Consider the following 24910-nt stretch of genomic DNA (forward strand, 5'->3'; position numbering starts at 1 on the left):
GCCACACGCGCCGATCAAACCTTTGTCAGATCGGTATTTTCCCGCTGGAATGCATCGCGCACACGGGTAGGGTGCGGACATGCCAGACACACTTTTTCCCGCGCAGAAATTCTCTCATCCGGACATCACGGCGAAGGGCGAGACCCGTGCCACCGTGGCGTGGGCGGGACTGAAAACACTGTGGTTCAACACCGGAACGCTCTGCAATATCGAGTGCCGGAACTGCTACATTCTCTCGTCCCCGAAGAATGACCGGCTGGTCTACCTGACGCTCGCCGATGTCATGCCCTACCTGGATGAGGTCGACCGGATGACCTCAGGCGAGGTGGAGATCGGCATCACGGGCGGCGAGCCCTTCATGTGCCCGGACATCCTGCCGATCATGGAGGCCATCCTGTTCCGCGGGCACAGCCTGCTGTTCCTGACCAATGCGATGCGCCCGATGATGCGGCCCCGCATCCAGGAAGGCCTCCGGCGCCTGCGCAAGAACGGCCTGGCGGACAAGCTGATCCTCCGGGTTTCCCTCGACAGTCATGACCAGGCCCTGCACGAAGCCGAACGCGGGGAAGGGGCCTTTGACGAGGCCTGCACCGGCCTGCGCTGGCTGGCGGAGGAGGGCTTTCAGGTCGCCATTGCCGGACGCCAGTCCCTGCACGAAGACGAGACCGAGGCCCGCGCCGGCTATGGCGCGCTGGCTGCCTCGCTCGGCCTGTCGCTGGACCCGGCCGATCCGAAACAGCTGGTCCTGTTCCCGGAGATGATCCCGCAGGATGATCCGCCGGAAATCACCACGGCTTGCTGGGGGATTCTCAACAAGTCACCCGACAGCATCATGTGCGCAGACCAGCGCATGGTGATCCGCCGCAAGGGCGCGGGACGGGCGAGCGTGACGGCCTGCACGCTTCTTGTGGACGATCCGGCGTTTGAGCTGGGGCACACGCTGAAGCAGGCGACCGCCGAGCCGGTGAAGCTGAACCACCCCTGGTGCGCCAGTTTCTGCGTCCTTGGCGGCGGCAGCTGCTCGGCCTGATTCACGAGGCCGCGCGCGATCGCAGAGCCTGCTCTTGATGCAAGGGGGGTGGACTGCCACATGGGGGCGCTACAAGGACTCCCGCCATGTCTATTACCTCCAGCGATTTCGTCGCAAATTTCCAGATCGAGAACCGACCCGTACGCGGCCGGGCCGTGCGCATGGGCCCGGCGAGCATTTCGCCGATCCTTCACCGGCATGACTATCCCGACAATCTCGCCCGCATCCTGGGCGAGGCGGTTACGCTTGCGGCGCTGGTCGGGTCGTCCCTCAAGTTCGAGGGGCGCCTTCTGGTGCAAGCCGAGGGCGACGGACCGGTGAAGATGCTGGTCGGCGAATACCGCTCCGATGGGGGTGTGCGCGGCTATGCACGCTTCGATGCCGACGCCTGGGCGCATCTCGACAAGCTGAACAAGGGCGCAGCCCCGCACATGCCCCAGCTATTCGGCCCTGCCGGTCGGCTTGGCCTGATCATCATTCAGGACAATCCGGCGATCCAGCCTTATCAGGGCATCGTCCCGCTCGTGAAAGGGACGCTGGCGGAATGCGCGGAGGATTACTTCGACCAGTCCGAACAGGTCCCGACACGCATCCGCCTGTCGCTGGCAGAGTTTGAGCGGCCGGGCGATCCGGCGCTCTGGGTGTCCGGCGGCATGATGATCCAGCGGATCGCCGGGGATGAAGCCCGAGGCGACACGGAAGAGGCGTGGGACGAGGCGCAGGCCCTGTTCGCCACGATCACCGATGCCGAACTTGCCGATCCGGACCTGCCGATGGAACAGCTGCTTTTCCGCCTGTTCCATGAGCAGGGAGTGCGGATGGAGCCGCCACAGGTGCTGGACGACCGCTGTACCTGCAATGAGGAGCGCCTCATTGCGACGCTGCAGAACATGCCCGACGATGGCCTGCGGGATCTCGTCGAAGACGACGGCAATCTGTCCATCGACTGCCAGTTCTGCGGCCGGCACTACACTGTGCCGATCGAAAAGGTGACCGGCGCGTCGAACTAGAATAGCCGCCCCATCTCCCGCCGCAATTGCGGCGGGAGATGGGGCCCTGCCTACATTCCGCATTGCCTCGGCGCCCGCTCGCTGGCACACCGCGCGGATGAACTTCAAATGGCTCCCCAATGCGCTGACGGTTGCGCGCTGCGTGTTCGCGCTGCTCTGCCTTGGCGGCATTGTTCAGGCCCTGCGCGTGCAGGACCTGATCGACCTCGGCACGACGCAGGAGATCGCCGCAACGGATCAGGAAAACCGGATCGCGGTGCAGCAGCTCTGGTACCAGTTTGCCCTCCTGTCCTTTTTGTCCGGAGCACTGACGGATTTTCTTGACGGCTGGCTGGCCCGCAAACTTCAGGCCCAGTCCCGTTTCGGCGTCTGGCTCGATCCGATTGCGGACAAATTCCTGGTCGGCTTCGCCTTGCTCGGTCTCGCGCTGATCTTCCACACCTGGCTGATCTACATTCCGGCCGCAGCGATCATTGCCCGCGATGCCTTCATGACCTGGCTGCGCACGACACCGGCCGGCAAGGCGGTGGTGGATCCATCCAACCTCGCCAAATGGAAAACCGCGTTCGAGATGGCCGCGATTATCGGCCTGATGCTGCCGCTGGCGGCCATTCCGCAGAACGCCGTGACGCAAGGCGCCACGACAGCGAATCTGGCGGAACTTGCTGCGGTTGCGCTGGTCGGCCTGCTCTGGATCGCGGCGTTCCTTTCCCTGTGGACCGGCTGGCGGTACATGGTGGCGGCGGTGGGCAGCCGGAAGGGCTGAACGCAAGAACGCCGGCCCTAGGGGAAAAAGAGCCGGCGTTCCGTTTGCGTCACCGGCGCGCAGGGCAAAGGGAAACCCGCTGCACCGATTGTCTGTTGATGACGAGAACTGGTTCACTCCCCCGTCACGACAAAAGCGTCTCACCGGTAAATTAAAAGCAACTTAATGCTCGGGGCGGAAATGGGGCGCCATTTCCACGAAACTGCCACGAGACTGGCCTCTGTGCTGCCGCATTCGAGGCAGACCACTGAGTTTATGAAACGTAAACGCCCCGTCGATGCCTGGAAGCTTGTGGCCGTCTTCAGCGCGGCGATGGCGTTCCTCTGCCTGCCGGCCGTTCTGGCCGTGGCGGGGGTGGACGACGTGCGTGAAACCCCGCGCTCGCGTGCCGTTGTCGAAGCGCATACCGAGGCACTCAGCGAAGCGCTGGCGGAGCAGGACTCTCACCTTGGCGCGCCCGTTTACCTCCGGCTTACCAAGGATCCTGCTGTCCTGACGGCCTATGTGGCGAATGAAGAAGGGGTGTACGAACCGTTCCGTTCCTGGCCGGTGTGTGCCTATTCCGGAAAACTTGGGCCAAAACTGACCGAAGGCGACATGCAGGCGCCGGAAGGCTTCTATTCGGTCGCCCCGGGCCAGATGAATGCGGCATCGGACTATCACCTCGCCTTCAATCTCGGTTATCCGAACGCCTATGACCGCGCCCACGACCGCACGGGCTCCTACCTCATGGTGCATGGAGACTGCGTTTCGATCGGCTGCTACGCCATGACCGATGAAGCGATCGAGGAGATCTGGACCCTGATGCAGGCGGCGATGGGCGAGGGGCAGAAATCCGTTCCGGTGCACATCTATCCGTTCCCGATGACGGCGGCGAACCTGCAGCGTCATGCCGGGGACCCGAACGCCGCCTTCTGGCGATCGCTCGCCCCGGCCTGGGAAGCATTCGAAAAGACAGGTCACGTGCCTGTGGTGCAGGTCTCCGGCGGGAAGTACGAAATATCCTCGGCCAGCTGATCTGGCTCAGCGCCTTATACCGGCATTCTGGTCTTAGCGTCCCGGCGCCCAGTAGGGTGAGGGCGGGGTCCCGGCATAGATTTCCTGAAGTTTGCTGAATGTGCCCGGCGTTGTGCCTTCCGGCGGGGCGAGCGGGTCCGCCCAGACGGCTTCCGCGATTTCGCCGCGAGAGGTCGCTTCGCCCTGTGTCCAAGTGCCGGGGCAGGCCCGGTAAAGCACGACATGATCATTCGGAAACACGAAATGGTTGGAATAGATGCCGATCAGGTCCGGCGAGGCCGTCAGCTGGAAACCGCCTTCCTCCAGCAATTCCCGCTCAAGCGATTCCAGGCTGGTTTCAGCCTTCTCCACGCCTCCGCCCGGCAGGTACCAGCCAGGCGTGTAAGTGTGGCGGATCATGAAGACTTTTCCGGCCTGATTCTCCACCACGGCGCGCACGCCCAGGGTCATTGGCCGGGACAGGCGGAACCAGGACTGGAAGACGCGGGTGCGGATGCGGGCCATGGCGTTCCTCCTAGCGAAATCGTCCCAAGAAGAGGTGAATGCAAAAATTTTCCTGCAATTGGACCAAAATACGGTATTTCGGCGAAAAATCGGGTGGAAACCCTGCCGAATTGGGCTCGCCATGCGCGGCGCACCGCGCTATGCACACGCCAGCGAACACAATCACGTGACAAAGATAACACAAGCGAGAAAGCGACATGATCCATCCGTCCCTGCTTGCCATTGCTGCCATCGTCGTCGTCTTCGGCGTTCTGAATCTGATTGAATTCAAGCGACTGGACTAAACGCTAGGCTTGCCCATCCCGGAGCTCTCTCTGATCGCAGCCCTCGTCGGGGGGCTTGTGATCATGGCACTGGCGGGAAATGCGCTGGTCAGCGGAGCTGTGTCCCTTGCTGCCCGCATGGGGGTTTCGCCCCTCGTTGCGGGCATTTTTATTGTCGGTTTCGGAACCTCCGCTCCTGAGATGATCGTGTCGCTCGATGCGGCCCTGTCGGACCGTTCCGGTCTCGCCCTCGGCAATATTGTCGGATCCAATATTGCCAATGTGTTCCTCGTTCTGGGCCTGCCGGCCCTGATCGCACCCATTGCGGCGGGCGGTGTAGGAGAAAAGCGCGGCCTGATCGCCGTCGTCGTCGCGGCGGTGGCCTGGATCGGCATCACGGCCCTGATGCCGCTGACGCCACTGGTCGGCCTCTGCTTCATCGCGCTTCTGATTGCCTATTCGGGCCTCACCTTCATTGCGGCGCGCCGCGCGGTGGCCGCAGGCAAGGATCCCGGCGTGACGGAGGAGGAAGACCCGCACCTGGCGCTCTGGCTGGCGCTTGTCTATGTCCCGCTCGGCATCCTTGGGTTGATCCTCGGCGCGGACCTCGTGATCGAGGGCGGTGTCGGCATCGCCATGTTCCTGAATGTGCCGGAGGAATATATCGGCCTCACCCTGCTCGCGATCGGGACGTCGCTGCCGGAAATCGGCGCGGGCCTTGTCGCCGTGGTGAAGAAGCAGGGCGAAGTGCTGATCGGCAACGTGCTCGGTTCGAATGTGTTCAACATACTCGGGGCAGGCGGCATTCTCTCCCTTTTCGGACCGATCCGGATGGCGCCGACATTCCAGCAATATGACCATTGGGCGCTGGCGCTCGCCACGCTGGTGATCGGGATCGTGATCCTGACCAAGGCGCGTATCAGCCGCCTGACGGCCGTGCTGCTCCTGCTGGTCTACTCAGCCTACATTTACGGCCTGATCACCGGGCTCAACATCACCGGCTTGTTCCAGCCGGCCGGGACATGACGCCCGGTATCGCGCTCGTCACCGGCGCCGGGGCCCGCCTCGGCCGCGCCATGGCCCTCGCTCTGGGCGAAGATGGCTGGAAGGTCGCTGTCCACTATCACAGCTCTTCTGACGGTGCGGATGAGACCTGCGAGATGATCCGCAAGGCGGGTGGCATCGCAGAAGCCATACAGGCTGATCTTTCTGATGAAGAGACCCGCGGCGACCTTGTCGCCCGTGCAGCAAAGGCGCTGGGCGGACCGGTCTGCCTACTGATCAATTCAGCCTCTACCTTCCATGACGATACCGCGCTGACCCATTCCCGGGAAGACTGGGACGCGCATATGGAGCCCAATCTGCGGGCGCCTATCCATCTCGCCCAGCAGCTCGCATCAGACCTGCCGGATGGGCGGAAGGGGCTCGTGATCAATATGATCGACCAGCGGGTCTGGAAGCTGAATCCCGTCTTTTTCACCTACACACTGTCCAAGGCCGCGCTGTGGCAGGCGACGCAGACGCTGGCGCAGGCGCTCGCGCCCGATGTGCGGGTCAACGGGATCGGCCCCGGACCAACCCTCGCCAGTGTTCATCAGACGCCGGAGGAGTTTGCGGCGGAGAAAGCGGCAACGCTGACGGGGGAGGGCTCCTCGCCGGAAGAGATCGTGCGTGCCATGCGTTATCTCGTCTCGGCCGCCAGCGTGACCGGCCAGATGATCGCCAGCGATGGCGGCCAGCATTTGATGTGGCAGACCCCGGACGTCCAGATATGAATTTTTCGTCCGATACGTCGGCGCCGGCGCATCCGCGCGTGATCGAGGCGCTGGCCTCCGTGAACGGCGGCATGGAAGCGAGCTATGGCGGCGACACCGTCACGGCGGCCCTGCGCAAAAAACTCGCTGCCGTGTTTGAGACAGAGGATTTCGATTACTGGCTGACCGCGTCGGGCACCGCGTCCAATGCCTTGGCGCTGTCCTGCTTCTGCTCGTCTGTCGGCGCTGTGCTCTGCCATGAGGAAGCTCACATCGCGCGGGATGAGCGCGGCGCACCGGAATTCTTCACAGGCGGCGGCAAGCTGCAGCTGCTGACCGGGTTCGGCGCGCGGATCGACCGTGAGGCGCTGGAAACGGCGCTCGGTCAGATCAATCCATCCTTTGTGCACGAGACGCCAGCTGAGGCGCTGTCGCTGACCAATCTCACCGAATGCGGCACGGCCTACCGTGCGGCCGAGATTGCCCTCTATGCCAGCCTCGCGAAAGAGAAGGGGCTCTACGTGCACCTCGATGGCGCGCGGCTTGGCAATGTGCTCGCCCACGGCAAGGTGACGGTCGCGGAAATGACCTGGCAGGCCGGCATCGATGTGCTGACCTTCGGCCTCACCAAGACCGGCGCCATCGGCTGCGAGATCATTCTTCTGTTCGGCGGTGCCCGGAAGAAATTTGGCGAGTTGAAAGCCCGCGCCAAGCGGTCCGGTCATATGCCGCCCAAGATGCGGTTCCTGGCCGCGCAGGCCCATGCCATGCTGGAGGATGGGCTCTGGCTGCAACTGGCAGGGCAGGCGAATGCCCGCGCGCAGGTGCTGGCAGATGTGTTCACCCAGGCCGGGTTCGATATAGCCTATCCGGTCGATGGCAATGAAGTCTTCCCGATGCTGACCGAAGAGGCCGCCCGCCGGCTGCAAGCAGCCGGTGGTGTCTTCTATCCCTGGCCGGGCGGGGCTTACCGGTTCGTCTGTTCCTGGAACACACCGGAGGCGGAGATCGCCGCCGTGGCAGAGGCGTTGGCGGCCTAGGCCGTCTCGGCTATGGCGCCGCCCAGCCAGTTGCTGAGCTGTTCCACGGCTGACTGATTGTCCAGCGGCGCGACTGCACGGCCGCCAAGCAGATGCTGATGCAGGCTCATCATGATGACGGGCGAGAACATGGCGATGGCGGCGATACGGATTTCATTCCCGTCGGTTGGAGACCCGGGCGTACCAGCGAGCTTGCGGCACACGCAGTCCATCGACGGTTCCAGAATGTGTTCCAGATAGGCTTGTCCGACATCCGGCTCTGCCATGCCTTCGACCATGCCGAAGGCGTGCATCCGGACGAAAATGTCGTCTTCCATCCGCGCCACGGCGTGCCGGAAACATGCGGCGACAGCCTCTTCAACGCTCGGTGCCGGTTCTTCCAGTTGCTGCCAGATGGGCTGGGCGCGTTCGCCCAGTTCGACGATCATGGCAATCACCAGGCCTTTGCGGTCCGTAAAGTAATGGCGCAGAGTCGGCTCGGATGTTTCCGCGGCGAGCGCCAGCTGGCGAAGGGAGGGACGCTGGATCTCTCCGGACAAGGCGAAGTTGATCACACTGTCCAGCAGTGCCAAACGCTTCGCGTCAAAGTTGTAATTCCGGGCGCCGGGTGTTCGGGCCATGGATGGACCTGCCTCTCTTAGCGACATTGAGTGGAAACTTCTGGTCGAAGCCCTCATTCAATAGTTGCAACTAGTGTAATGCGCCAATCAGTGTCAACGACGCAAGGCCTGCCGGTCGCCGGATACTGTCAGGCGTCACGAAAATTTGGCTGGATTTGCCTTGATTTGCACCACTGTCGGCGTTTGCGGCACCAAGTCAGCGTGCCATTTTTGCGTGTATGCCTGCTGCCTCCTGTCCGGCACGGATTGCCGTAAGTCTCTGCACCGCGTTGCGGCGTTCGACTGACAGGTTAGCATATTTGCGCATCCGGCGGCACTCGGTCCAGCGACCGAAAAAGGATATACCGGTATGTAAGTTGCGCCGTATGGGTGTGCCCCGGCTGAACATGGCTTCAGGGGGGTATTCCTGGCTGCAGGTATCCCTATTTGTTGTGCGCGCGCAGATCGTCGAGGATCAGTTCCGCCATGTGATCGTGAGCCGGCACGGACGGGTGCCACTGGCAGCCAAAGGCAACCGACGGATCGCCGCCATCCAGTGCGAGATAGCGGATGGCTGTGTCTTTTTCCGTGTTTACCGCCTCGACGGCCGTTTCCACGGCATGATCGAAGAAAATCCGGTCATTTCCGCTCAGCATCGGGCCGGTCAGGGCATAGATCGTTGCATCGGAATAGCGTGTGCTCATCTGGGACAACAGGTCTTCCATCGCCGGGACAAACTGCTCAGACGGGTCATTCTGATAGAAATCGTGGGTGCCGAGGTTCACCAGGACGAGTTGCACCGGGTCGGCGGCGTCCAGACGCGCGGTCTCATCTTCGCGGGCCAGGCGCATCGACATCGTATTGGTCTGATCTTCCCCATAATTGTGAACCAGCCCAATGCCCGGCCATGCGAACATGACATAATCAACGCCCAGGGCCTCGGCGACCTGAACGCCATAGGAGTGGCTGACCGAATTGAATTCCGGGGTCAACGGGCAGTTCTGATCCGGCCCCATCGCGCCAAAGCCGAGGGAAATCGAATCCCCGACGATCAACACCTTGCCTGGCAGGTCCGGCAGGGCACCTTGAGGTGAATCCTGATTGGCGCAGGCGGGTACTGCCAGCAGCAGCGCGCTCATAACAATGTGTTTCAGCATGGTGGATTCCGTTTCCTTTAGCCGGTCCAGCGCGAAATTACCTTCGTGCTGTGCAGGGTACGTGCCACTCTACTCCATTTTTTGCTGCATTATCAGGGCTGACAGAACAAATGCTATTCGATCTTCCACGGAGATCTTCGGCAGGATGTGCGTGGAATAGCCAAGCGCCGGGAAGGCGGCTTCCAGGCGGGCATACTCCGCGACGGCCTCGCCCATGCCGTGCCGACGGGCTTCGTCGCCTGTGAAAATGTCCGGCCAGGGCGGGGCCAGGAACACTGACGGATTGTACCGGTATTCGCCTGCCGGATCAGCGGCGGCAGGATTGCCGGTCACATGGGCCAGCGCCATGGCGGCATCCAAGACACCCCGGTCGAAGAAGACCGGCCCGGTGAGGTCCTGTGCGGCCTTGTGGTCGGCGATCGCAAGGTCCAGCGTGCGGTGCAGGAAGGCCTCGATATCCGTCCAGGGCAGGGCATTGCCGCCGCTTGCCTGTTCTGCCTCCACGACGCGCCGGCCCGGTTCCTCCACGACCTGATGGCCCTGCGCCTTCAGCGCCGTCAGCAGCGTCGACTTGCCCCCACCGGAGCAACCGGAAATCAGGATGAAATTGTCCATGGGGGGCTCTCCCAATGTGAAATCTGTGCGGGTGCGGAGTGTAAGCCTTCGCTTGCGCTTAAGGCTTTTTTTTCCTTCATTCGATCCTCGATCGAATTGTCGCGCATTGCGCGACCGGAAGAAAAGACCAGACGGCCTGTAAGCCGGGTTCTGTTCGCCTGATTGCTCAGGTCTGGCAGCCATTCCTCTGGGATGCCTGTTGCCAGGCACCTCACGCGACACACCCGGGGCGCAGGCGGGATACAGCCCATGCGCGCCCCCTATTCGGTCTTGCTCCGGGCGGGGTTTACCGTGCCGGTCCTGTCGCCAGTCCCGCGGTGGGCTCTTACCCCACCCTTTCACCCTTACCTCCCGCGAGGGGAGGCGGTTTGCTTTCTGTGGCACTTTCCCTCGGCTTGCGCCGGGCGGCCGTTAGCCGTCGCCCTGTATCCCTGGAGCCCGGACTTTCCTCCAGCATGCCGTTACCAGCATGCCAGCGGCTGCCCGGCCGTCTGGTCTGGCGCGGTATATAGGGCCAAGGGCCGCCCGTGGCCAGCCGCGTTTACGCCTGGCCAAAGATCAGCGGTTCGCACTTTTCGCGCAGCAGGTCGATCAGTTCGTCTTCCATGAACTGGTAGTCGTCCGGAATATCCAGCACGTGCAGCGCCTTGTACGCGACTTCCTGGCGGAAATCGGCGCGCAGGCGCTGTTCATGCTTGTCCTCCATGACGAGGATCATGTCGGCCCAGCGGATGTCCGCCACGGTGATCTTGTGACGGGCATTGTGCGCGGTCCCGGCAGACCGGGTGGCAACGCCGGGGGCGCGGGAGAACATGGCTTCGCCGGTCGGGCTGCGCCATTTGTTGTGGCTGCAGACGAACAGTACCTTTACCGGCTCTGCATCGGCCATCAGATTCTCCCATTCCCGGTGTGGCCATATCTTGCCGATCTGGCGCGCGCGGCCAAGCTTGTTCGCCCGCCGGTAGATCAGTTTCCAGTTTTTCTGCTCGAAGCCGCGATAGGTCGGCTCAACCTTGCGGTCGCCATTGTGGTTGCGGGCGGCCACACGGCGTGCGGCCCGCGTTGCGGGGTGTGACATCGTCTTTTCCTCATGTTGTCGGGGTCAGCAGCCGCGGCAACACGAGAGAAGGGGGAGATAGAACCGGACGCCGCCGGATTCAAGCGAAAATCAAGCCGCCAATCAGGTCTGGGCGGTGTCCTGCCAGGTGGTCCAGTACGCCCCGATGCTCTCACCGAAGGGGCGGGGCTTTTCGGCGAACAGGCGGTGGCCGTGGTGCAGGCAATCTGGTGCCAGGCGCTGCTCTTCCGCCTCGATCAGGCCGCCCAGCACTTCGCCCACTTTGGGATCTGTGCGCTCGATCAGCGGCAATACGGTCAGCCGGAAAACCGCAAAATCGTGCAGGTCCCCCAGCGACGTGGCGAGGTGGCGCGCCTCGACGATCCGTGCATGGATCATTTTCGGCCAGACATGTTTCAGCAGGCGCATGTGATACCAGTGGTACTTCACCCGCTTGCGGAATTCATGGAACGCGACCGGCGTGCCGCCCTCTTCGGCCTGCTTCAGTGTCTTCACGGCGCGCTTGTAGGTCTCGGCCACGCCGCGGCCCAGAATGTCCGGTGCCTCGCCTTTGACTTTCCAGTCATGGGTGCGGGCGAGGGCCGCCTCGAAGGCGTCCCGCGCGGCGGCCAGCCGTTCTGTCACGTCCGCATCATCCGACGGCGGACTGGCGGCGGCGAGCGTCTCGCGCACATCGGCAAAGAAAGTCCCGCCGATCACCTCGCCGAACCGGGCCTCCAGCGCGGTGACGGTTTCCAGCAACGCGCCGGCATCGCGCAAATCCGCCAGGCTGCGCGACAGGTCCCGGAAAGCGGCATTCTCGTCGCCGTACGCCTTGAAGCCCGGCCGCACGAGGCGCACGAGCCCGCGGACTTTCTTGCAGCGCTTGCGCAACTGGTGGACGGTTGTCACCGGGCCAAGCGTCTGATCGTCAATCTCGGCTATCGCCGTTTCGATCTGGCTGCGCGCAATGCGGCGCACCCCATGGGTCAGGGAGTGATCGGACAGGCGAAAGGAATAGGACAAGGCGGTGTCTCGTTTGCGGCGAAGGCTTTATGTATCGCAACCGGGCGCCGCCGCCAAAGCGATACGCGTGAGAGTGGAATCAGGGTGGGGGATGGGAGACCCTGATGGCGGATGCCATGCCCATAAAACTTCTGTTCGTCTGCAGCCACAACAAATGGCGCAGCCCGACAGGCGAAGCAAGGCCACACGTGCCGCCGATCCCGAACACGCACTGAATGCCCGCCGCCATCGCCCTCGTCTCCGTCGGGCTGACCGTGCAGCTGCTCGAAGCGCTGAAACGGTGGCCGGATCCGGACACGGGCTGAGCCAACCCACAATCAGGAAACTCGCCGGAACGCCGAGGCGTTACCGCGCAAGGGTGCTGAGAAAAGAGGTTGCATGGCCAAGCCCTCCGAACCGGCTTAAACAAATGCCAACCCTCCCGGCTCAAACTTCCCGGAGCGACAGGATTCCCATGCGGCCATGGATTGAGAAACTGCCCCTGCCGGACTGGCTGAAAGTCTGGGCCGTCGAGCCGGTCTGGGGCGCGATCATGCGCCTGTCGAAGCCGGAAGTCCGCATCGTCACCGGCGGCATCAGCTTCTATGCGCTGTTCTCGATCTTCCCGATCGTCTACCTGACGCTGAGCTTGTTGTTCGCTCTTCTGCCGCTGGACCTGTCGCAGCGCCTCGCCGGAACGGTGGACGAAGTGCTCGTCTCGGCGGTCGCGCCCTTGTCGCGGGCGGATCTTGAAACGATCCGGCAGGTGACCCCTCAAGGCATTACCCTGCGGGCATTGCTGGCAGTTATTATCGTTCTGTATACGGCAAGTTCCGGCGCCAAGGCGGCGATCACCGGCATCCGCATGGTGACAGGGTCTGAGCGGCGCACCCGCATCATCCGGTTCCAGGGCGTGTCGATCCTGATGACGGCGCTCCTGATCCTCACGGTCTGGCTGCTCGGCGCGCTGCAGCTGATCCTGTCCTTCATCACGGAGAAGCAGGGCTTTATCGCCTATGATGTGGCGCTGCAGGTCAGCCACCTAGCCTCGCAGCTCTGGCTCGGCAAATGGATCGCCTGTTTCGCGATCTTCTACATGATCCTCGCCGTCGCCCTGCACGGGCGCCTCAGGGGGAACCGGGCGAAAGCAGCTGGCGCAGCCGCCGGGGCACTCACCTGGGTGATCGCCACTTGGGGCTTTCACCTCTATCTGAAATTCACCGCGCTCGACAATTTTTATGGCGCGCTGGCCTCTGTGATCCTCGGCTTTATCTGGCTGGCGACCTCTGTGTCTTCACTCCTCTTCGGCGCGGCGCTGACAGCCGAATGGGCGTCCCGTCAGGCGGAGCCGGAACTGATCGAGGAAGAGGACGAGGATGACGACATTAACCTCGGTGGGGAAGGCTAGTCTGCGGTGTAAAGCGTGTGGATCGCATCGATCCGGCGCAGGGTGCGCGTATCGGCGCTGCCGTTCACCCGCTCCGGCAGCCAGCGGCGCTGGAAGGCGCGGACAACCGCTTCGGTTCGCTCATCATAGGTGCCGGTGAGGTCGATTCCGTAGCCGATGCGCAGGAGATGTTCCTGCATCCGCCGCACGTTGGCCGAGCTGTCACCGGGGGAGAGGCCGTTGCCCGAAACGTCCGCCCCCTCAGTGTCCGGCCAGATGCCGATCCCGGCGCGGGCGAGCCGCTCCCACGGGAAATGCTCACCGGGATCCTGCTTGCGGAGCGGGGCAATGTCCGAATGGCCGACAATCCGCGTCTGCGGAATGTCGTGGACCGTCAGGATCTGGTGGCAGAGTTCGATCAGCGCATCGATCTGGGCCGCGGGGTAAGGCGGCAGCGTACCATCGGCCTGCGGGAAATCATGCCCGCCATTGACGATCTCGATGCCGATGGACCGCGAGTTCAGATCCTCGTCATCCTGCCAGCTGGAGACCCCTGCATGCCAGGCCCGGCGGTCTTCGGCCACCATCTGGTCCACCCGGCCATCCTCCCAGAGGAGGTAGTGCGAGGAGACCTTTGCCTCCGGGTTGCGAAGCTGGTCAAACGCGGCCTGGCCCGTCACCATGCCGGTATAGTGTAGCACAAGCATGTCCACGGCATGCTTGCGGTCATCGAAGTTCGGGCTGGGTGAGAAAATGATCTCCATCAGCTATCTCCGGCGCCGGCTTTCCGGCCAAGCGCGGCCTCAGGGAGGCGGGTGTTCTGGCGCACCGCGATCATGAACACACCGGCCAGCGCGATGACAGCGCCCATCAGCAGCCTTGGCGAGACCGGCTCGTTCAGTAGGGCCACACCGAACACAACACCCCAGATCGGCGTCATCAGGGTCAGCGGCGAAAGCATGGAGACGTCATACTTCTTGATCAGCGTGTAGAATGCGCCATGCCCGAAGATGGAGACGCCCGCGATGGCAAACAGGCTGGCCAGCCAGACCGGCCAGCCGCCATGGATATAGGCATCCACCTGTCCGCGCTCCCACAGGAAGGAAACGGCAAACAGCGGTGCAAAGCTGAACAGGCCGACCCAGGCCTGAACCTGCAGGCCTGTCAGCGGTGGCATCTTCTTCATCAGGATGCCGCCGAAGGACCCGATAAAGGCGGAGCCGACAACGAACATCAGGCCGACCGAAATCTGGAAGCTCGACGGGTCGAACGCAATCAACACAACGCCAGCAAAGGACAGCATGATGCCGAGCCCCCGGCGCCAGCCAATCGTTTCACCAAGGAACGCCATGCTCATCAGCGTGGAGATCGGCACGCCCAGCTGTCCGGTCACAGCAACGGCGGAAGCTTCCGCCGATTGCAGGCCGAGGAACAACAAGGCGAAGTTCAGCGATCCGATCAATACCGAGATCAGGAGCAGGGTAAACAGCTTGTCCGGGATCGGACGCAGGAACGGGATGAGGAACAGGGCCACCCCGGCAAAGCGGACGGCGGCGAAGAACAGCGGCGGAATGTGCATATCCGCCACTACCCACCGCGTCAGCACGATATTGAGGCCCCAGACAAGGCAGACGCCGAACAGGAGAAGAAAGTCGCGAAAGTTCATGTTTGCCCCGTATCAGGCTTTTCCCCGTTTGGGCAGAGTGTGTGAAGGTGGTCGCCGGGGAACCTGAGGCGACTTTCATGCGTACACTTGTGGCCGCATTCAGGCTGGGTTTAAGTTAATGTTTCTAAGGGTGAGCGGTTAAGCTGCCGGCGTCCGGCGGCCTTTTGGGAGTAGGTGGATGTCTCTGATCTGGTGGATTCTGCCAGCAATTTCAGGCGTGATCGGGCTCATGCTGCTGTTTGCCGGCTTCGGCAAGCTGGCCAGTCTGAAGCCGGTCAGTGGCGGCGGCCGGCTGATTTTCGGCGTCGGCTTCCTCGGCCTGGCCGGGATTGTTGCGCTGTCCGGCCTAAATTTGCAGACCTACAAACGTCTGACGCTGGAGCGGGATGCGGCCCATATCCGCTTCGATGCGGTGGCTGGCCAGCCGAATACCTATCAGGCGACCCTCACCGTGCCGCAGGAAGTGGAACCGCGTATCTACACGCTGACAGGCGACGAGTTCTCGATGGGCGCGCAGGTGATCAAGTTCAAGCCGCTCGCGAATATGCTGGGCTATGACTCGGTCTACCGGCTGGAATATCTCGAAGGACGGTATTCGAACCGCTACTCGACCGAAGGTGTCACCAAGGCGGAAACCCATGGCATCCGCCTCTATGCCAATCCCGGCCTGGATGTCCGCAAGTTCGCAGCGGAGCAAGGGGCGCGTTTCGGCCTGGAAGACGCGCAGTATGGTTCGGCGACCTATATGCCGATGGGCGATGGGTATGAATTCGATGTGAACATCACGCAGGACGCGCTGGTCGCCCGGCCGACCGAGCCGACGCGCCTGCTGATGCAACGGGCAGCCTATCCCGGCTTTCAGCCCGGCGTGGAGACGAAACAGTGAATCCCTGGGAAAAATATGTCGTTCCGAACCTGATTTCATGCGCCTGCGCATCGAAGCCGATGATGAAGCAGCGCGAGAAAGTCATTCCGCATGCAGAGGGGAAGGTGCTGGAAATCGGTTGCGGCAGCGGCACGAACTTTTCCTATTATGACCCGGACAAGGTGGAGCACCTCTACGCGCTGGAACCATCTGAAGGCATGCTGAAAAAGGCGCGGCGTACGGCAGGCGCGCTTGGTTATGGCAACAATATCGAATTCCTGGAGACCGGCGCGGAATCTGTCCCGCTGGAAGACCATTCCATCGATACGGTCGTCTACACTTTCGTGCTGTGCACCATTCCGGACTGGAAAGGCGCGCTGGAGGAAACACGCCGCCTGCTGAAGCCTGGCGGCAAGATCATCTTCTCCGAGCATGGCCTGGCGCCGGATGAAGGCGTCGCGAAATGGCAGCGCCGGGTTGAGCCGATCTGGAAACCTCTGGCCGGTGGCTGCCACCTGACGCGCGACACGCGGAAGATGCTTGAGGAAGCAGGGTTCGAGCTGAAAGACTCCGAGACCATGTACCTGCCGGGGACTCCGAAGATTGCCGGCTTCTGCTCCTGGGGTTCTGCCGTTCCGGCCTGACATGCGGGATCCACCCTATTTGCCATTCCTTTCCGGTCCGGCGAGCCTTGCGCCGGGGCTGAAACCTATTCCAGCAGAAAACCTGATCGCACCCGATACGGAGGCAGAGGTCTGGCTGCCGGAAAAGCGGCGGATCATGAAAGAGCGGCGCGCGGACGTTTTTGTTTCGCGTTTGCCGGAAAAAATGCTGGCAGAAGCGGCGGACTACGTCACCCGGCACCTTCCGCCAGCGGCGGAAGGCTGGCCTACGCCACTGGAAGCCGCGGCGGCGCGCGTCTCCGATGATCTGTGCCTGCTTCAGCGAGGTAAAGATGGTCTCTGGCGTCTGGAAGCGGCGAGTCTTGTCGCACCGACCTTCTGGCTTTTGTCGGAGAAGGCGGGCCAGCCGCTCGGAGGGCTTCATGATCCGGTTCCGGATGCCAATCCCGGCCTCGTCTCGCGGATCGCGCGCATGTTCGATGCGCTGCGTCCGGGGCAGGTGCTGGAACGGTTCAACTGGACCGTCCAGGCTGGCGACGCCCGGTTCACGCCAAGCGCCGTGCCGTTGAAGGCGCTGGCGGCTGCGACGCCGAAGGAGGCGGCACTGGATGTGCTGCATCTTCGTGTCGAGCGGCAGACGATTTCGAAATTGCCGGACAGCGGCCTTTTATTGTTTACGATCCGCATTGCGGTCGATCCGCTCGCGGCCGCGCTGTCTTCGCCGGATCGTGTCTATGCGTTCCGGCAAGCATGGGAAGGCACAGACAAGGCACTGGCAGCCTACAAGGGCTGGCCAGCCTATGAGCGGCTGGTGCGTGCTGCGCTTGGCCGCCTTTCCTGACATACCTTTTCTGAGTGGGGCAACCACGTTATGCCTCAGTCCGAATCAGACATCGCAGAATGAGAGACGGAAGACGCAATGAAATACTGGCTGATCAAATCCGAACCTGATGCGTGGAGCTGGGACGAACAGGTCGCCAAGGGGGATGAAGGTGAGGAGTGGAGCGGTATCCGCAATTACCAGGCTCGCAATTTCATGCGCGAGATGAAACTCGGTGACCGGCTGTTCTTCTATCATTCCAACAAGGGACTCGAAGTCGTCGGTATTGCAGAGGTCTGCAAGGAAAGCACACCGGATTCGACGACGGATGATCCGCGTTGGGACTGTGTCTGGGTCAAGGCGCTGGCGCCAATGCCGAAGCCGGTCAGCCTGAAGGACGTGAAGGCCAATCCGAAACTGAGCGAGATGAGCCTCGTCACTTCATTCCGCCTGTCCGTTCAGCCGGTCACCGCGGCGGAGTGGAAAGAAGTCTGCAAAATGGGCGGCATCGACCCGAAGACACTGAAGCCCGTCTAAGCGGGCTTCCGGTAGACGGAGATGTGCATCCGGCTGTTGGCCGTGAAAGGGGATTTGTCCCAGCCGCCCCAGCGGGTTTCGAGTTCGAGCCCGGCAAGCTGCGCCATCAGATCGGTCTCCTGTGGCCAGGCATAGCGCATCGGCAGCGGCGTCAGCTTGGTCCCTTCAGGTGTGACCCGCAGGACCTGGTAGTCGATCTTCTGCGTCACCGGATCATGAATGGCGGCCTCCAGTGCGAGTGCGCCGAAACTGATGTGGCGCGGCTTCACGCTGCGATGGTCGTGGAACTGGGAGAGATCCGGCACGAAGGCCTCGACCAGGAAAGCTCCGCCGGGCGCGAGCATGTCAGCGGCATTCCGGAAGCACTTCACCTGCGCCGCCTGACTGGTGAGATTGTAGAGCGTGTTGAAGATCAGGAAGATGAAATCGAAGCTGCCATTGGCTTTGACGTCCGACATGTCGCCGAGGGTGACGGGAATGTTCTGTCCGCCTGGCTTCTCGCGCAGTTTTTCCACCATCAAGGGAGATGCTTCTATGCCTTCGATGCTGCAACCGCGTTCAGCCAGGGGCAGTGCGACACGTCCGGTGCCTATGGCAAATTCCAGAGTGCGTCCAGGCAGGGCAAATTCAGAGAGCAGATCAATAGCGGCTTGTGTCGTGCCGGGATTGTGTAGCAAATCGTATTCGTCGGCGTTCAGCTCGCCGAAGGTTTCCGGACCGTAGTTTTTCATCGCCGGATACAATCAGAGGACAGATAAATCATCGCCTGCCCATAGCATGGGATGGACCTCAACGTGAAGTCGTTTTTTGGTTACCCCCGGTTGCCTTCTTCAAAGCTGGCGAGGGTCCATTCTGCGAACTGCGCGAGGTTCCCGCCGCTGAAGAGAAAGCCGGCGATGCCTGCGGCGCGTGCGGCCTGCATGTCGGCTTCCTTGTCGCCGATCATGAAGCTCATTTCCCGCTTCACCGGAAAGTCCGACATGGCGTGGAGCAGCATACCGGGCTTTGGTTTGCGGTCGAAGCTGTCCTTCCGGTAGGCAGGGTTTTCGCCTGCTTCGTGGTAGGGGCAATAGTAGATCCGGTCGATATGAGCGCCGGCCTTGGCGAGTTCTGCCTGCATCCATTCATGCAGCGCATGCATGTCCGCTTCGGTGTAGTAGTTTCGCGCAATGCCGGACTGGTTGGTCACAACGAAAACATACCAGCCGCGCCTGTTGAAGGCCGCAATGGTTTCAGCCGCGCCTTCGACCCATTCGAAATCTTCGATACGGTTTACATAGCCCTTGTCGACGTTGATCACGCCGTCGCGGTCGAGGAACAGGGCAGGACGCATTTCAGCCATCGGGCCGGTCTTTGCCTGTATCTCCCGTCGCTGGCAACTGCGGCGAATGCAGGCGGGGGTGGACGCCGGCAGGAAGTCAGCGTTTGTTGCAGGCCTGCCGGGAGATTGTGCCGATGGGTTTTCTAGTGTCCGTTCTGCTGAGCGCCCTGGGCGGTATTGTTGCCGGTCTCGTGGCCGCGCGCCTCACCCGCGGGAACATGACCGGCGGATTGCTTGGGGGCATGATCGGCGCGATGGCAGTGTTCTTTTACTTGCACCCGGTATCGGAGGGGGGCTCGCCGGGGCTGCTGATGGCGCTGCTGGAAGGGGCTTCTGGCGGAGCAGTACTCGGCCTCGCAGGCGGCTTCATGATGCGCAAGAAGACCTGACGCTTATTCGGCTGAGGATGGAATGGCGTCCCGGTTGACGGCCACGCCGCGCATGAAGGGTGCGAGCGAAACGAGGGTAAGCATTCCGGCGAGCAGGAAGGCCGCGCCGGCAAAGTGAACCGCTGCGCCGTCGTGCGTGAAAGCAAACAGCACGCCGTTCATGGTGAGCGGTCCGATGATCATGGCCATCGCATTCAGGCTGGAAGAGGCACCCTGAAGCTCGCCCTGCGCATTGGCCGGGGTCACGGTCGACATCAGCGAGTTCAGCGAGGGGGAGGCGACACCGCCCAGCGCGCCGAACGGAATGATCGCGTAGACCATCCAGCCATGGCTCGCGAATGCGTAGGCGAACAACGACACGACGTTCACGCCGAACCCCAGCAGGGCCGTTTTCACCGTGCCAATCCGGTCGAGGATCAGTCCCATCAGGCCGGCCTGCACCACGGCAGCGCCTACGCCGACCAGTCCAAGCGAGAAGCCGATTTCCTTCGGTGTCCAGTTGTAGCGGATCTCGGAATAGACGTTCCAGGTCGACGGGAAGACGGTGTGCGCCAGCATGAAGATGCCGGCTGCAATCAGGAACCAGCCGACATGCGGCAGTTTGGAGAAATGCTTTGCAGCGCCGAGCGGATTGGCGCGCCGGATGTCGAAGGCACGGCGATTTTCCGGCGCCAGCGATTCCGGCAAGACGACCAGGCCATAGAGGAAGTTCAGCAAGGCCAGGCCGGCCCCTGCGAAGAAAGGCGCGCGCGGGTCGATCTCTCCGAGGAAGCCGCCGATCACCGGGCCGAACACGAAGCCAAACCCGAAAGCCGCGCCGATCATGCCGAAGGCGCGGCCCCGATCCCCCGGCGTTGTCACATCCGCGATGTAGGCATTGGCGGTCGAATACGTTGCCCCGGAGATGCCGGAAAGGGCCCGGCCAAGGAACAACAGCCAGATATTGTGGGCAAAGCCCATGATGAGAAAATCGAGTGCCAGCGTCGAAATCGAGGCCAGCAGGACGGGGCGTCTGCCGAACTTGTCTGACAGCGCGCCCATGACCGGACCAAACAGGAAGTTCATCACCGCATAGGTCGCTGCCAGAGGGCCGAGCCAGAGCGTCGCTTCCTCCGACGTCACATGCGCCAGTTCGCGGATCAGCGCGGGAATGACGGGAATGATGAGGCCAAAGGCCAGCATGTCCAGCGCGACCGTCACGATCACGAAGAAGAAGGCGTTCTTGCCGTGCTTTCTGGGAGAGGCGCTGTCCGACATGGCTGGCAGGTTTGGCCTTGCCCGCCGGAAGGGTCAATCGGTTTTGACGTATCGTCATGGATTGCCGGATCATCAGCCAAGGCGCAGTATGTTGTCATGACGGAGGGCATTCCGATCACGCGCCATCCGGCCCCGCCGGAACAGGTTGAGGGCATCCGTGCCGCGGTTCGCGGGGCGGAAATGCTTCGCGATTCCCGTCTTGCACGGCCAGAAGATGCGGACGGGCTCTATGCCCTGTTCGCCGAGCCGAAGGTGAATGCGCCGATTTACTCCCTGCCACGTCCGCTGAATGTGGAGAATGTCCGCAATTTCATCGAGGATCATATCGCCCAGCGGGCGCGCGGGGAGGGGCTGCTTTTCGTGCGGGATGCCGGAGACGGCCGGATCATGGGCTATTCCGATATCCAGATCTGGCCGGAATGGGCCGCGGGCGAAATCGCTGGCGGCCTGCATCCATCGCTGCATTCAAAGGGCAGCGGAACGCAAGGCGCCGCGCAGACCTTCACCTGGATGTTCGAAGTGCTTTACCTGGACCTGATCTGTGAGACGGCGAGCCTCGAGAACGTGATCACACAGCGCATGCTGGACGGCATGGGCTTTCACCGAATGGGTCAGGTCACCTCAACCCGGCCCGATGGCACGACACGGGAATCTCTGGTGTGGGAAATGACGCGACAGGAATGGGCCGCCTCGCATGGGTCCCCGCAGGGGTGACACCTTAACAGCGCGGCCAATGCTGGATATGCATGAATCTTCCAGATTTGGAGGACGCGACTCGTGGGACTTTACATAACCGGCGCCATTCTGATCCTGCTGATCATCGGCGTGATCCTGATCTATAATGGGCTCGTTCAGAAATCTCAGATGGCGGACAATGGCTGGTCCGATATCGACGTCCAGCTGAAGCGCCGGGCCAATCTGATTCCGCAACTCGTGAACACCGTGCAGGGCTACGCCACGCATGAGCGGGAACTGTTCGCCGATATCGCGGAGAAACGGGCAAAGGCGCTCGCCGCCGGGGATGACCTTGCGAGCCGCGGCGAAGCGGAAAGCGAGCTGTCGCGGCCTGTCGCGAAACTGATGGCGGTGGCCGAAGATTATCCCGACATGAAGGCCAGCCAGAACTTCCTGGACCTGCAGCAGGAGCTGGCGGACACCGAAGACAAGATCGAGATGGCTCGCCGGTTTTACAATGGTGCCGTGCGCGAGCTGAACACGCGTGTGCAGAGTTTTCCGGCAAACCTGATGGCCGGCATGTTCGGTTTCCGCACGCGGGAGTTCTTTGAAGTGTCCATGCCCGAGCGGGCGTTGCCGAAGGTCGACCTCGGAGGCGCAAGCTGATGCTGCGTTACCTGCTAGGCGCGCTGGCTGCCTGCCTGTTTGTTCTGGCGGCGGGCGCTGAGGAGAAGATCAACCGGTTCGATGTCGGAATCGATGTCCAGAAGGACGGCGATATCATCGTCACCGAGACGATCAATGTGACCGTCGAAGGCCGGGACATCCGCCGCGGCATCTTTCGAGACCTGCCGCGCTATTATGCAGACGATCTGAAGCCGGACGACAAGCTACCCTACCAGTATGACATTCGCCGGGTGCGCCGGGACGGCAGCAAGGAACCCTACACGGTCGAACACGATGGAAATTCCTATCGTATCCGGATCGGCGATGCCGATGTGCTTCTCGACTATGGCGACCACACCTATGTGATCGAATACGAGGTGAAGAACCAGATCCGGTATTTCGACAGCCATGACGAGCTCTACTGGAACGTCACGGGCAATTACTGGCTGTTCCCTATTGAAGCGGCTTCGGCCCGGATAGCGCTCCCGGACGGGGCGAGAGTGACGGAGGCGATCGCCTATACCGGCAAGTCCGGAGACGTGGGCCAGGACTATTCATACCGGCAGGATGGCAATGTGCTCGTCTTTGAGACGACCCGCCCGATGGCCCGGTTTGAAGGCATGACGGTATCTGTGTCGATGCCCAAGGGGACGATTGCGCCCCCGTCCCTTGGCGACAAGGGGACGCTCTGGTGGTTGCGCAACGGAGCGCTGGCCATACTGGTCGCGTCTTTCTGCGGGGTCTTCTGGTTTCTGATGTCGGGGTTTCAGAAGGTGGGTCAGGACCCGCCCAAAGGGCCGGTCTTTCCGCGCTACGAGCCGCCGGATGGCTATTCTCCCGCCGCGGCGCATTACATTTTCTATCGCGGCCTGCGCGGGCATGGCGCGCTGATTTCGACCCTTATCGGCATGGGCGTGAAGGGGCTGGTCGACATTGATGCTTCGAGCAAGAAGGAAACCACGCTGACGCGCAAGCAGGGTGGCAATGCTGCGATCACCCCCGATGAGGCAGTCCTCGATGCCGGCCTGTTTGGCGGGCTGACCGAGCGTACCCTTGGCGGAAAGTATGATGCGACTTTCACCTCGGCGTATCAGAAATTCCGCAGCGCGCTTTCCCGCAAATATGGCAGCGCCTATTTCCGCTGGAACATCGGGTACACGCTGGCCGCGGCTGTGATGACCATCGCAGCGGTGGCATTCGCCATATTCCAGGCAACCAACTGGTCCGGCTGGCATACGCTGGTGGTCCTGGCCTTTGCCGGCCTTAACGGGCTTTTCATGTACCTTATGCCGGCGCCAACCGTGAAAGGGCAAAAAATCCGTACGGAAATCGAGGGTTTCCGCCTTTACCTCGAAACCGCCGAAAAGCTTCAGATGAATGCCGTCAAGGTCGGCAGCGACGCGCCGCCGCCCATGAGCCTGGAGCGGTATGAACGATTTCTGCCATACGCTGTGGCGCTGAACGTGGAAAAGCCGTGGACAAAATACTTTGAACACCAACTACCCACGGAGGCAGAAAACTATGCCCCGGCCTGGGGCCAGTTCGGCAATCGCTCCTTCAGCAATGTCGGAGGCATGAACGATGCGATCATGTCCAGCATGAACACGGGCGTCTCCAGTTCCCTGCCGCAGAGTTCCAGTTCGTCTGGTGGGGGAGGCGGTGGCTCGTCTGGTGGTGGCGGCGGTGGTGGTGGCGGCGGCGGCTGGTAAACATTTCCGGCCGGCGCGGCGGCAGAAAAATGAAATTTCAAAGGCAGTGCAATTTTATGATTGCGTGAGAAGAAAAGTGAGACTACGGGGCGAAAATACACCGGACTCGCGAGGCGCTCCATGTCTGTTACGCACTTGCTCATTGAGATGTCCGGCTGGGCCGGTGCCGTTCTCATCCTGATTGCCTACCTGATGCTTTCCGCCGGAAAGATGGATGGGCGCTCGAAAGCCTATCAGGTGATGAACGTGGTCGGCGCGACCGGGTTCATCATCAACAGCGGCTACAACGGCGCCATCCCATCGACCACGATCAATGTCATCTGGGTCGGGATCGGATTCTTCACGCTGTGGCAGGGCCGCCGCCTGACGGAGCGGCCCGGTGCGCCTTACCTCTCAGAAGACGCCGCCGCGGCCGATGCCGGCGGCGAAACGTTTGGCGCCATTCCGGGTTTCTCCCATCTCGATGACGCGCAGGCCACCTGCGATCTCCCGGCGTAACGCTTCGTCCATGGGAAGGGACCATTGCGCTATGGCCGAGGCGCGGTCCGTCCGCATACAGAATTGCGGGAATGCGGCGATCCTTCGGGCGACCTCCAGCGCCTTCTGAAGAGCGGAGTCTTCCTCCGATACATAATTGGCCAACCCGAAGGTAAGCGCCTCTTCCGCACCGACTTCCCGGCCCGTGAGGATCATGTCCATTGCCCGGGACGCGCCGATCAGCCGGGGCAGGCGGATCGTGCCGCCATCAATCAGAGGGACACCGAAGCGGCGGCAGAATACGCCGAACTTCGCCCCCGGCGAGGCAACCCGGAGGTCACACCAGCAGGCAAGCTCCAACCCGCCAGCGACGGCATACCCGTCGACGGCGGCGATCACGGGCTTGGACAGCTCCAGCCGGGATGGTCCCATCGGGCCGTAATCACCATCGGGTACGGATTTGTTCCCCCGTCCCTCGGCAACGGCTTTCAGGTCGGCACCTGCGCAGAAATTTCCGTTCGCACCGGTCAGGATTGCCACCGAAAGGGCGCCATCCGCGTCAAAGGATTTGAACGTTTCGTAGAGCGCGTCGGCGGTTGGCCGATCGACCGCGTTGCGGGCCTCGGGGCGATCGATGGTGACGATCAGGACCTCGCCATCAGTTTCTGTTCGGATACCGGGAGGCGCGGGCGTCGTCATGT

Annotated in this window: 29 protein-coding genes and 1 other RNA gene; 17 read left to right on the forward strand and 13 right to left on the reverse strand. The window is 62.1% G+C overall.

Going from position 1 to position 24910, the window contains the following annotated elements; all coding sequences use genetic code 11:
- The first annotated feature begins 79 nt into the window (after nt 1-79).
- From HY17_RS02695 to HY17_RS02710, 4 genes are all read left to right on the forward strand, one after another.
- Nucleotides 80-1030: a radical SAM protein gene (locus HY17_RS02695; protein WP_034761897.1), complete on the forward strand. Its 951-nt coding sequence runs from the start codon at nt 80-82 to the stop codon at nt 1028-1030.
- An 86-nt stretch (nt 1031-1116) separates the two neighbouring features.
- Complete coding sequence (locus tag HY17_RS02700) at nt 1117-2040, forward strand: Hsp33 family molecular chaperone HslO (protein WP_034761899.1); 924 nt, start codon at nt 1117-1119, stop codon at nt 2038-2040.
- A 97-nt stretch (nt 2041-2137) separates the two neighbouring features.
- Complete coding sequence (locus HY17_RS02705; protein ID WP_051599557.1) at nt 2138-2806, forward strand: CDP-alcohol phosphatidyltransferase family protein; 669 nt, start codon at nt 2138-2140, stop codon at nt 2804-2806.
- A 255-nt stretch (nt 2807-3061) separates the two neighbouring features.
- Entirely contained in the window at nt 3062-3823 is a 762-nt protein-coding gene (locus HY17_RS02710; RefSeq protein WP_051599558.1) for a murein L,D-transpeptidase family protein, read from the forward strand.
- Between the two features lie 33 nt (nt 3824-3856).
- On the opposite strand, the gene HY17_RS02715 is transcribed toward HY17_RS02710, so the two are convergent.
- A complete protein-coding gene (locus HY17_RS02715; protein ID WP_034761900.1) occupies nt 3857-4327 on the reverse strand; it encodes an NUDIX domain-containing protein in 471 nt (156 codons plus the stop codon).
- Nucleotides 4328-4620: 293 nt separating this feature from the next.
- Here HY17_RS02715 and HY17_RS02720 point away from each other — a divergent pair, with 293 nt between their 5' ends.
- From HY17_RS02720 to HY17_RS02730, 3 genes are read left to right on the forward strand one after another with little or no spacing between them, the layout of a single operon-like run.
- The gene (locus HY17_RS02720; RefSeq protein ID WP_051599559.1) at nt 4621-5616 is read left to right on the forward strand and encodes a calcium/sodium antiporter; all 996 of its coding nucleotides are present in this window, start codon (nt 4621-4623) and stop codon (nt 5614-5616) included.
- Nucleotides 5613-6365 (forward strand): SDR family oxidoreductase, encoded by a 753-nt coding sequence (locus tag HY17_RS02725; RefSeq protein WP_034761902.1) that lies wholly within the window; start codon nt 5613-5615, stop codon nt 6363-6365. Before HY17_RS02720 ends, HY17_RS02725 begins: the two co-directional genes overlap by 4 nt.
- Nucleotides 6362-7384, forward strand: coding sequence for a low specificity L-threonine aldolase (locus tag HY17_RS02730; RefSeq protein ID WP_034761904.1), 1023 nt, complete (start codon nt 6362-6364; stop codon nt 7382-7384). Before HY17_RS02725 ends, HY17_RS02730 begins: the two co-directional genes overlap by 4 nt.
- Here HY17_RS02730 and HY17_RS19125 read toward each other — a convergent pair.
- The 6 genes from HY17_RS19125 to HY17_RS02755 all read right to left on the reverse strand — a co-directional run bounded on the left by HY17_RS19125 (nt 7381) and on the right by HY17_RS02755 (nt 11838).
- Nucleotides 7381-8004, reverse strand: coding sequence for a TetR/AcrR family transcriptional regulator (locus HY17_RS19125; protein ID WP_051599560.1), 624 nt, complete (start codon nt 8002-8004; stop codon nt 7381-7383). The genes HY17_RS02730 and HY17_RS19125 overlap by 4 nt on opposite strands.
- Before the next feature lie 422 nt (nt 8005-8426).
- Entirely contained in the window at nt 8427-9140 is a 714-nt protein-coding gene (locus tag HY17_RS02740; protein WP_034761905.1) for an SGNH/GDSL hydrolase family protein, read from the reverse strand.
- Between the two features lie 69 nt (nt 9141-9209).
- Nucleotides 9210-9755 (reverse strand): AAA family ATPase, encoded by a 546-nt coding sequence (locus HY17_RS02745; protein WP_034761907.1) that lies wholly within the window; start codon nt 9753-9755, stop codon nt 9210-9212.
- A 123-nt stretch (nt 9756-9878) separates the two neighbouring features.
- Nucleotides 9879-10250: RNase P RNA component class A (gene rnpB / locus HY17_RS19150), an RNA gene on the reverse strand.
- 46 nt (nt 10251-10296) lie between these two features.
- A complete protein-coding gene (locus tag HY17_RS20460; protein WP_233348592.1) occupies nt 10297-10833 on the reverse strand; it encodes a low molecular weight protein tyrosine phosphatase family protein in 537 nt (178 codons plus the stop codon).
- Nucleotides 10834-10935: 102 nt separating this feature from the next.
- Nucleotides 10936-11838 carry a CHAD domain-containing protein gene (locus HY17_RS02755; protein WP_051599561.1) on the reverse strand — a complete coding sequence of 301 codons (903 nt, stop codon included), beginning with the start codon at nt 11836-11838 and terminating at the stop codon, nt 10936-10938.
- Nucleotides 11839-12292: 454 nt separating this feature from the next.
- On the opposite strand from HY17_RS02755, the gene HY17_RS02760 reads away from it, so the two are divergent.
- Nucleotides 12293-13225: a YihY/virulence factor BrkB family protein gene (locus tag HY17_RS02760; RefSeq protein WP_081812928.1), complete on the forward strand. Its 933-nt coding sequence runs from the start codon at nt 12293-12295 to the stop codon at nt 13223-13225.
- Here HY17_RS02760 and HY17_RS02765 read toward each other — a convergent pair.
- Together HY17_RS02765 and HY17_RS02770 are read right to left on the reverse strand one after the other, a co-directional pair.
- Complete coding sequence (locus HY17_RS02765; RefSeq protein ID WP_034761909.1) at nt 13222-13968, reverse strand: N-acetylmuramoyl-L-alanine amidase; 747 nt, start codon at nt 13966-13968, stop codon at nt 13222-13224. The two genes, HY17_RS02760 and HY17_RS02765, sit on opposite strands and share 4 nt — an antisense overlap.
- Entirely contained in the window at nt 13968-14870 is a 903-nt protein-coding gene (locus tag HY17_RS02770) for a DMT family transporter (RefSeq protein WP_034761911.1), read from the reverse strand. The genes HY17_RS02765 and HY17_RS02770 overlap by 1 nt, the downstream gene beginning before the upstream one ends.
- Nucleotides 14871-15048: 178 nt before the next feature.
- Here HY17_RS02770 and HY17_RS02775 point away from each other — a divergent pair, with 178 nt between their 5' ends.
- The 4 genes from HY17_RS02775 to HY17_RS02790 all read left to right on the forward strand — a co-directional run bounded on the left by HY17_RS02775 (nt 15049) and on the right by HY17_RS02790 (nt 17715).
- Complete coding sequence (locus HY17_RS02775) at nt 15049-15756, forward strand: hypothetical protein (RefSeq protein WP_034761913.1); 708 nt, start codon at nt 15049-15051, stop codon at nt 15754-15756.
- A complete protein-coding gene (locus HY17_RS02780; RefSeq protein WP_034761917.1) occupies nt 15753-16379 on the forward strand; it encodes a class I SAM-dependent methyltransferase in 627 nt (208 codons plus the stop codon). The genes HY17_RS02775 and HY17_RS02780 overlap by 4 nt, the downstream gene beginning before the upstream one ends.
- A gap of 1 nt (nt 16380) precedes the next feature.
- Nucleotides 16381-17199 carry a heme-dependent oxidative N-demethylase subunit alpha family protein gene (locus HY17_RS02785; RefSeq protein WP_051599562.1) on the forward strand — a complete coding sequence of 273 codons (819 nt, stop codon included), beginning with the start codon at nt 16381-16383 and terminating at the stop codon, nt 17197-17199.
- Between the two features lie 78 nt (nt 17200-17277).
- The gene (locus tag HY17_RS02790; protein WP_034761920.1) at nt 17278-17715 is read left to right on the forward strand and encodes an EVE domain-containing protein; all 438 of its coding nucleotides are present in this window, start codon (nt 17278-17280) and stop codon (nt 17713-17715) included.
- Here HY17_RS02790 and HY17_RS02795 read toward each other — a convergent pair.
- The gene (locus HY17_RS02795) at nt 17712-18446 is read right to left on the reverse strand and encodes a bifunctional 2-polyprenyl-6-hydroxyphenol methylase/3-demethylubiquinol 3-O-methyltransferase UbiG (RefSeq protein ID WP_034761923.1); all 735 of its coding nucleotides are present in this window, start codon (nt 18444-18446) and stop codon (nt 17712-17714) included. The two genes, HY17_RS02790 and HY17_RS02795, sit on opposite strands and share 4 nt — an antisense overlap.
- An 80-nt stretch (nt 18447-18526) precedes the next feature.
- Nucleotides 18527-19057 (reverse strand): D-glycero-beta-D-manno-heptose 1,7-bisphosphate 7-phosphatase, encoded by a 531-nt coding sequence (locus tag HY17_RS02800; protein ID WP_034761925.1) that lies wholly within the window; start codon nt 19055-19057, stop codon nt 18527-18529.
- Nucleotides 19058-19170: 113 nt separating this feature from the next.
- Between HY17_RS02800 and HY17_RS02805 the strand changes: the two genes are divergently transcribed.
- On the forward strand, nt 19171-19425 hold the full coding sequence (locus tag HY17_RS02805) for a hypothetical protein (RefSeq protein ID WP_034761927.1): 255 nt from the start codon (nt 19171-19173) through the stop codon (nt 19423-19425).
- A gap of 3 nt (nt 19426-19428) precedes the next feature.
- Here HY17_RS02805 and HY17_RS02810 read toward each other — a convergent pair whose 3' ends face one another.
- Nucleotides 19429-20682, reverse strand: coding sequence for a tetracycline resistance MFS efflux pump (locus tag HY17_RS02810; RefSeq protein WP_034761930.1), 1254 nt, complete (start codon nt 20680-20682; stop codon nt 19429-19431).
- A 96-nt stretch (nt 20683-20778) separates the two neighbouring features.
- Here HY17_RS02810 and HY17_RS02815 point away from each other — a divergent pair, with 96 nt between their 5' ends.
- The 4 genes from HY17_RS02815 (at nt 20779) to HY17_RS20465 (ending at nt 24230) form a co-directional block, all read left to right on the forward strand.
- Nucleotides 20779-21396, forward strand: a complete 618-nt coding sequence (locus tag HY17_RS02815) for a GNAT family N-acetyltransferase (protein WP_034761933.1) — start codon at nt 20779-20781, stop codon at nt 21394-21396.
- Between the two features lie 63 nt (nt 21397-21459).
- Complete coding sequence (locus tag HY17_RS02820) at nt 21460-22023, forward strand: LemA family protein (RefSeq protein WP_034761936.1); 564 nt, start codon at nt 21460-21462, stop codon at nt 22021-22023.
- The gene (locus tag HY17_RS02825; protein WP_034761938.1) at nt 22023-23732 is read left to right on the forward strand and encodes a DUF2207 domain-containing protein; all 1710 of its coding nucleotides are present in this window, start codon (nt 22023-22025) and stop codon (nt 23730-23732) included. The genes HY17_RS02820 and HY17_RS02825 overlap by 1 nt, the downstream gene beginning before the upstream one ends.
- A 120-nt stretch (nt 23733-23852) precedes the next feature.
- Nucleotides 23853-24230 carry a hypothetical protein gene (locus HY17_RS20465; protein ID WP_034761940.1) on the forward strand — a complete coding sequence of 126 codons (378 nt, stop codon included), beginning with the start codon at nt 23853-23855 and terminating at the stop codon, nt 24228-24230.
- Here HY17_RS20465 and HY17_RS02835 read toward each other — a convergent pair.
- The gene (locus tag HY17_RS02835) at nt 24126-24908 is read right to left on the reverse strand and encodes a crotonase/enoyl-CoA hydratase family protein (RefSeq protein ID WP_034761942.1); all 783 of its coding nucleotides are present in this window, start codon (nt 24906-24908) and stop codon (nt 24126-24128) included. The genes HY17_RS20465 and HY17_RS02835 overlap by 105 nt on opposite strands.
- Between the last annotated feature and the right edge of the window lie 2 nt (nt 24909-24910).

The organism is Hyphomonas sp. CY54-11-8, assembly GCF_000682735.1.
Taxonomy (GTDB): Bacteria; Pseudomonadota; Alphaproteobacteria; order Caulobacterales; family Hyphomonadaceae; genus Hyphomonas.